Origin of the sequence: Sphingomonas asaccharolytica NBRC 15499 (assembly GCF_001598355.1) — a bacterium.
Classification (GTDB): domain Bacteria; phylum Pseudomonadota; class Alphaproteobacteria; order Sphingomonadales; family Sphingomonadaceae; genus Sphingomonas; species Sphingomonas asaccharolytica.
On the sequence record NZ_BCYU01000008.1, the window covers coordinates 74,873 to 81,551 of the forward strand.

The window sequence follows — 6,679 nt, forward strand, 5'->3', positions numbered from 1 at the left end:
TGAAAAACGAGCCGACGCTTTAGGGTCCGTGCTCGATTACGGCAATGCCTGAGCACACGCTCGAGCCGCCGCGGCGCGGCATATCAAGCGCGACGCTTGCGCGGGCTCCCGCGAGCGCTATCGGGGACAAAGAAAAACGGGAGGAACCATGGCACGGCGCAAGCTGATCGCAGGTAATTGGAAGATGAACGGCAGCCTGGCGGCGCTGGCCGAGCTCGACACCATCGCAACGGCAGCCGCTGCGGCACCCAATGTCGATGTCGCGATTGCCGTCCCGGCGACGCTGATCGCACCGGCGCATGCGCGCGTGCCATCGCTCGCGATCGGTGCCGAAGACGTGCATGAGGCTGATAGCGGCGCGCATACCGGCTGCGTCTCGGCGTCGATGGTCAGGGAGGCGGGTGCCGCCTTCACCATCGTCGGCCATTCTGAACGCCGCGGCGACCAGCATGAGACCAGCCATGACGCGTATATGAAATCTGCTGCGGCGCATCGCCAGGGCCTGACCGTCATCCTGTGCGTCGGCGAAACCCAGGCCGAGCGCGACGCCGGGCGGGCCGAACGCGTCGTCCAGGCGCAGATCGAGAAATCCTTGCCCGACGATGCCCATGCCGATTGGCTGACGCTTGCATACGAACCGCGCTGGGCGATCGGCACCGGCTGGACCCCATCCATGGAGGACATTGCAGCGATGCACGCCATCGCCCGCGCCAAACTGCGTCAGATGATCGGTGACACCGCGCTCGACATGCGGATCCTCTACGGCGGGTCGCTGACCGGGGCGAACGCCGCCGAAATCCTGGCGCTGGAAAATGTCGACGGCGCGCTGGTCGGCGGCGCCAGCCTGACCGCGGACAAGTTCGTGCCGATCATCGAGGCCGCCAAGGCGCAGTCGACGTGACCGACGCGCCGCTGCCGGCGCCGCGCCGGGTACTCACCGCGATCGATGCGGATGGCCGGTCGTACATCGCCGAGGACGGTCCGAGCCCGGCCGAGTTCGTCCTGCCCGGCTCGACCTATCGCAGCACCAATATGTGGCGCACGCACGCGGCGCCTGGCGCGATCGAGGCGCCTGACGACATCAACCAGCATCGTGGCGTGTTACCGCCGAGCCGCGGCACGGTGCTGCGCGTGATCGACTTTCCGCCGATCGGCGATACCACACCGGAAGAACGCGCTGCGATGGTCAAGGCAGTGTTCGCCGCGCTCTATCCCGATGCCGATCACCACGAAGGCAGCGCGCGATCGGCGAGCATGCACACCACCGATACGGTGGATTATGCGATCGTGCTGCAGGGCGAGATCGTCGCGGTGATGGATCGCGACGAGACGATCCTGCGCGCGGGCGACATCCTGATCCAGCGCGGGACGCCGCATGGATGGGAAAACAGGTCGGACCACCTGGCGCGCATTGCCTTCGTGCTGATCGACGCGGTACGATCACCCGCCGCGTGATCGCGGTCGGTTTGCGTCGGAATCGAACTAGCAGCTTGACCTTCCTCTTCAGGAGTCGCGGCAATGGATATTCTCGGACAGCTTCTTCAGCAGGCGACCGGCGCAGGCGGCGGCGATGCCGGCGCGTCACCGCCAGTCGATGTCGGTGCGCTCGCGCAGCAATTCGGGCTCACCCCCGATCAGGCTAATGCGGCAGTCGGCGCCTTGCTGCCGGCGGTTCTCGGCGGATTGAAGAAGGTCGAACAGGGCGGCGGGCTAGGCTCGGTCGCCGACATCGCTGGCGCGACTAGTTCCCCGGCGACCGACACCGATGCCGGCAATGCCGTGCTCGGCCAGATTTTCGGGTCGAAGGACGTCAGCCGCTCGGTCGCGACCGCCGCCTCGGCACAAACCGGGATCAGCGATACGATCATGAAGGCGATGCTGCCGATCGTCGCCGGATTGGTCGCGCAACAAGTGTCGAAGAAAATGGGCGGCGGCGTAATGGGCGGGATCGCCGCGAGCGTGCTGACGTCGATGATCGCCGGCGGTGGCGCGAGTGCTGCTCCTACCATTCCGGCGGCATCCGCTGCGGCGCCAGCCGGCGGCATCTTCGGCAGTCTCGGCGGGCTGGCATCGATGCTCGATGCCAATCACGACGGCAATCCGCTCGACGACATCCTGGGCATGGTGCGCGGCAGCGGTCAGCCCAGAGCGTAACGCTTCTTCAGCATCGCCCAGGCAGCGCGCACGCCCAGCGCGTCGCCGCCCTTGGGGCGTCCCGGCTTGGCGGTCGGGCGCCAGGCGAACGTGTCGAGATGCGCCCAGGGCACACCTTCGGGCGCGAAACGGCGTAGGAACAAGGCGGCCGTGACCGCGCCGGCATAGCCATTGTCGGGTGCGTTGACCAAATCGGCGACATCCGATTTGAGGTACTCATCATAGCCGTCCCATAGCGGCAGCCGCCACAACGGATCGTGGACCGCCGTGCCCGCCTCGATCAGGTCGGCGGCCAGCGTCTCGTCGCTGACGAAGGTCGCGGGTAGATCGGGGCCGAGGGCGACACGCGCCGCGCCGGTCAGCGTTGCGTAGTCGATCACCAGTTCGGGCTTGCCTTCGCCTGATTTGGTCAGCGCATCACCGAGCACCAGCCGTCCCTCGGCATCGGTGTTGGTGTTCTCGACGGTCAGCCCTTTGCGCGTCTTGAGCACGTCGCCGGGCCGGAAGGCGTCAGCCGAGATCGCATTCTCGACCGCGGGGATCAACACATGCAGCCGGATCGGCAGTCGTGCGCCCATGATCAGATTGGCCAAAGCGAGTGCGTGCGCGGCGCCACCCATATCCTTCTTCATCAGCCGCATGCCGCTCGCCGGCTTGATGTCGAGCCCGCCCGAATCGAAGCACACGCCCTTGCCGAGCAAGGCGACGCGCGGATGTTTGGGATTGCCCCATTCGATCTCGATCAGCCGCGGCGCGCGATGCTTGGCAGCGGCACGGCCGACGGCGTCGATCATCGGATAGCCCGTGGCCAGCGCATCGCCACGCGTGACCGTCAGCGTCGCATCGAATGTCTTGGCGAGCTTCGCCGCCTCGGCTTCGAGTTCGGCCGGGCCCATGTCGGACGAGCCGAGATTGACCAGATCGCGGGCCAAGGCGGTCGCCTGTGCCAGCCTGACGGTTTCGTCGACGGTCGCGGGATCGCTGGTCAGCAGGACGCGCGGCCCATTGTCCTTGTCAGGCTTGGTGTATTTGTCGAATCGATGCTGCGCGAGCAACCAGCCCAGACCCGCCGCACCCAAATCGCCGCTCTTCAGCCGGTACGTGCCTTCGGGCAGGAAATCGGGCTGGGAGGCCAGGCGCCATGGCGACGTCGCCGCTTCGTCGCAGATATGCAGCACCGACCAGTCTTCGGCGCCCTCGCCGGGAAGGATCGCCTTGCTGCCGGCCTTACCGGTCACCCGGGCAGCAGTGAGCATCGCACGCACCCGCGGCGGTTGCGCAGCCAGCCAATCGGCAAATCCGTCGGGATGGATGACCTCGATCGTACGGGCGGACTGACCGCGGTCAGCTTGAAGGAGGGCAGGGAAGTCGGTCATGCGATTGTCTCGTCGGGTAAGCGGGTCGATCGGTGGAGCTCTGTCACTCGGCGGGCATCACGATGAACTGTTCGTAGCGGCCGGCGCGGTCCGGCTCGGCATAGGTCACCACGGCCAGCTTGGTGCCGTTCGCATAAGTGACGGTATAATTGCGGTTGACGAACCCGCCGCGCAGCCGCGCGGGCCGCGTCAGGACGAACGACGCGGGGTCGCCGAGCTTGGCGAGGCTGTTGCGATAGTCGCCGATCGCGGTGGCGTCGAAATAGTAGTTGGCGTCCTCGGTCATCGTCGCGCGATCGAGCTTGCCGGCCCGCAACTGGTCGAAGATCGCGCGCGCCTGCGCGGTCTTTGACGTTTCGGCGTCGCCAGGCACCGCGGCCCCGGTGGCGGGCGGCAGGATAAGCTCGGAAATCTGGCTCGCAATACCGGTAAAGGCATCGGAGAAATCCGAATTGACCAGCACCACGACGGCCGCCTTGGCGTCGGGATAGACGATATTCTCGGACAGGAAGCCGACCGCCTCGCCGCTATGTTCGACGTAACGATGCCCCTTTTCGGTGCCGGCGAAGACCCCCAGGCCATAATTGGTCGACTTGCCGTTGGTCAGCAGGATCGGGGTTTCCTGCACCTGCCAGTCATCCGCCGGCATCGCGCTGCGGTTCAATCGCGCGATGTCCCATTTGGCGAGATCGCTCGCCGACATGGCGAGCTCGCCCGCCGCGAATAGCCAGCCGCGTGCCGCCGGCTTCTCGACCCGCACCGGGCCGAGCGCATAACGATGATAGCCTTGCGGATAGCCCTTGCCGACCGCCAGATCCTGATCGATCACCTTCATGCCGAGCGGCTTGAACACCTTGTCCTGCAGATAGGCGAGCAGCGGCTTTCCCGCCGCCTTTTCGACGATCAGCCCGGCGACGACATAGCCGGTGTTCGAATATTGCCATTGTGTGCCCGGCGCGAAATCGAGCGGCTTCTTCGCCCAGCGATCGACGATCTGCTGCGGCGTGATCGGCTTTTCCATTGCCGCGAAGCTGTAATCCTGCGGCCAGTAATCCTGCAGGCCCGACGTGTGGCTGAGCAATTGGCGGATGTTGATCTTGTCGCCATCGGTGATGCCGGGAACCCACTTGGCGACACTATCATCGAGGCTGAGTTTGCCCTCATCCTCCAGCATCAGGATCGCGGCGGCGGTGAATTGCTTGGAGATCGACGCGATCTGATACGGGGCATCGCTGCGCGGTGTCGCGATCGTCTCGGCCTGTTTGCCATAGGCTTTGGCGAACACGATCTTGCCGTCGCGAACGATCGCGATCGATGCCGAGGGCACGCCATTGCGTGCGAGGGTGTCGGTGACGATGGAATCGACCTTGGTGGTTTCGGCCGGGGTCAGATCCTGCGCGAGGGCAGGGGTGGAGACGAGAAGCAGGGCAAGCGGCAGAAAGCGCATCGGCGGGCGGCTCCGAAAGAATGGCCCGCTCGCTATACGCCGCCATTCGCCGCGCGCAATCAGCGGACCAGCGGTACCCCTGGCATGAGCGCCAGGCGCGGGGCGTATTGCCAGGTTTCGGCGCGGAGCGTGCGTACAGGGCTGCCGCTCAGCGACAAAGGCGGCGGCACGCTGGGCGAGTGCGCGGGGAGCATCAGCAAATAGCGTCCCGGCGTTCCGTCGAGGCCGCGATACCAGGTTGCGCCCCGCAGCGGCCGAGCGGCGATGGCGGCCTCGAACGCTGCGGGATCGTCCGCGGCAATCGCATAGACGTGCAGATATGCCCCCGGTCGTCGCTGTTCGAGCGGCGTCGCGCGGCTCGCTTCGCGCCACAATTCCCAACCTTCGTCGCCGATCGCGGAGACGTAGGGCCCGGCATTCGCCCGGAAGTCGGCGCCGTCGCCTTTGGGATCGGGTCGACCAGCAAGGCTATCAGGAGTCGTCCCGAACGTTCCGTCGACAAAGGCGCCCGCGCGATCGCCGTTCGCCACGTACCAGGCGAACCAGGCGAGCTTGTCGGCATGAGCCGCATGCCAGCGCAGGTGCTGGCGATAGCCAGCTTCGAACGCGGCTCGGTCCTTCACCGTATAAGCATAAAGGTGCGCGGTGCCGCCTGATTGCGCGGCCGCGACGGCGGGAACGACGATCGGCAGGCAGGCGAACAAAAGTCGGACGAGCATCGGAATTCTCCTTCTCTCGCGGTGTAGACTTGCCCCGGTAATTCCGTAATTCGAAAGTCAGGCTCTAATCGTTAGGTGAAACGGAATGTTTGAAGGCGCGGGTCTGCGGCGGGCGGCCATATTCCATGCGGTCGCACGGGCCGGCGGCATCGCAGCGGCGGCACGCGCGATCGGCAAATCGGCGCCCGCGGTCCATGCCGACCTTCGCCGGTTCGAGCGCGATGTCGGCGTGACGCTGATGGAGCGATCGGGCCGGGCGCTTCGGCTCACTCCGCAGGGAAGAGTGCTGTTTGATACAATCGGCCGCGCGCTCGACGAGATCGATCGGGTACGCGTCTATCTCAATCGCGACGACGGGTTTGTCACGCCATTCAGGATCGGCGCGGTGACCGGGTTCGGCCGCTACCGGCTCGCGCCGCTGCTGTTCGCGACACTGCCGGGTGCGCGGCCGATCCTGTTTCGCACCGGATCGCACGACGATCTGCTCGCGGCGTTGCTGGCTGGGGAGATCGATCTGGCCGTGACCTATCGCGCGGTGACGGCGGTGCCAGTCGAATCGGTCAAACTGGCGAGCGAAGAAGCGGTGCTGGTGGGCGCCAGCGGCGATGTCGGCAGGCTCGATGCGATCGAGCGGCTGCGCTTCGTCACTTATGACGAATATGATTATGTGTTCGGCCATTGGTTCGACCGAGTGTTCGGCCGCCAGCCCGCGTCGTTGATCCGTCACGACCATTGTACCGAATTGGAAGAAGCCCTGATCAGCGTCCGCGCCGGGCGCGGGGCGACGATCGCGCCGCTCGACGCCTGCCTTGCGGCCGGCCTCGATCCCGCAAAGGCAGGGCGGGCGCCCAACACGCTGTATCTCTGCGGGATCGGCGGAGCGCTGGCCTCGCCCGAGGCGGCGATGATCCGCGAACTGCTCGCCTAGGGTCCGTACTCACTTCCGGCGAGGTCGTGACGGAGCCGATTTTGGTGTCCGGCTG

7 protein-coding genes are annotated in these 6,679 nt (G+C 66.0%); 4 read left to right on the forward strand and 3 right to left on the reverse strand.

Translation table 11 applies throughout. From position 1 onward, the window contains the following. Positions 1-148: 148 nt before the first annotated feature. From tpiA to SAS01S_RS03575, 3 genes are all read left to right on the forward strand, one after another. A complete protein-coding gene (gene tpiA / locus SAS01S_RS03565) occupies positions 149-901 on the forward strand; it encodes a triose-phosphate isomerase (RefSeq protein WP_066804914.1) in 753 nt (250 codons plus the stop codon). Then, positions 898-1,455 carry a cupin domain-containing protein gene (locus SAS01S_RS03570; RefSeq protein ID WP_066804917.1) on the forward strand — a complete coding sequence of 186 codons (558 nt, stop codon included), beginning with the start codon at positions 898-900 and terminating at the stop codon, positions 1,453-1,455. Before tpiA ends, SAS01S_RS03570 begins: the two co-directional genes overlap by 4 nt. 63 nt (positions 1,456-1,518) lie before the next feature. Beyond that, positions 1,519-2,154 (forward strand): DUF937 domain-containing protein, encoded by a 636-nt coding sequence (locus tag SAS01S_RS03575; protein ID WP_066804920.1) that lies wholly within the window; start codon positions 1,519-1,521, stop codon positions 2,152-2,154. Here the strand turns inward: SAS01S_RS03575 and SAS01S_RS03580 are convergent. From SAS01S_RS03580 to SAS01S_RS03590, 3 genes are read right to left on the reverse strand one after another with little or no spacing between them, the layout of a single operon-like run. Continuing rightward, on the reverse strand, positions 2,139-3,530 hold the full coding sequence (locus SAS01S_RS03580; RefSeq protein ID WP_066804922.1) for a leucyl aminopeptidase family protein: 1,392 nt from the start codon (positions 3,528-3,530) through the stop codon (positions 2,139-2,141). The two genes, SAS01S_RS03575 and SAS01S_RS03580, sit on opposite strands and share 16 nt — an antisense overlap. 43 nt (positions 3,531-3,573) lie before the next feature. Further along, the gene (locus tag SAS01S_RS03585; protein WP_066804924.1) at positions 3,574-4,977 is read right to left on the reverse strand and encodes a serine hydrolase domain-containing protein; all 1,404 of its coding nucleotides are present in this window, start codon (positions 4,975-4,977) and stop codon (positions 3,574-3,576) included. Positions 4,978-5,036: 59 nt separating this feature from the next. Then, entirely contained in the window at positions 5,037-5,696 is a 660-nt protein-coding gene (locus SAS01S_RS03590; RefSeq protein WP_066804936.1) for a hypothetical protein, read from the reverse strand. Between the two features lie 85 nt (positions 5,697-5,781). Here SAS01S_RS03590 and SAS01S_RS03595 point away from each other — a divergent pair, with 85 nt between their 5' ends. Next, complete coding sequence (locus SAS01S_RS03595) at positions 5,782-6,624, forward strand: LysR family transcriptional regulator (RefSeq protein WP_066804937.1); 843 nt, start codon at positions 5,782-5,784, stop codon at positions 6,622-6,624. The last annotated feature ends 55 nt before the right edge of the window (positions 6,625-6,679 follow it).

Excerpts from the sequence above, each read along its gene's own strand:
- tpiA (WP_066804914.1), top strand. The coding sequence starts at position 149 with ATGGCACGGCGCAAGCTGATCGCAGGTAATTGGAAGATGAACGGCAGC.
- SAS01S_RS03575 (WP_066804920.1), top strand. The coding sequence starts at position 1,519 with ATGGATATTCTCGGACAGCTTCTTCAGCAGGCGACCGGCGCAGGCGGC.
- SAS01S_RS03580 (WP_066804922.1), bottom strand. The coding sequence starts at position 3,530 with ATGACCGACTTCCCTGCCCTCCTTCAAGCTGACCGCGGTCAGTCCGCC.
- SAS01S_RS03585 (WP_066804924.1), bottom strand. The coding sequence starts at position 4,977 with ATGCGCTTTCTGCCGCTTGCCCTGCTTCTCGTCTCCACCCCTGCCCTC.
- SAS01S_RS03590 (WP_066804936.1), bottom strand. The coding sequence starts at position 5,696 with ATGCTCGTCCGACTTTTGTTCGCCTGCCTGCCGATCGTCGTTCCCGCC.
- SAS01S_RS03595 (WP_066804937.1), top strand. The coding sequence starts at position 5,782 with ATGTTTGAAGGCGCGGGTCTGCGGCGGGCGGCCATATTCCATGCGGTC.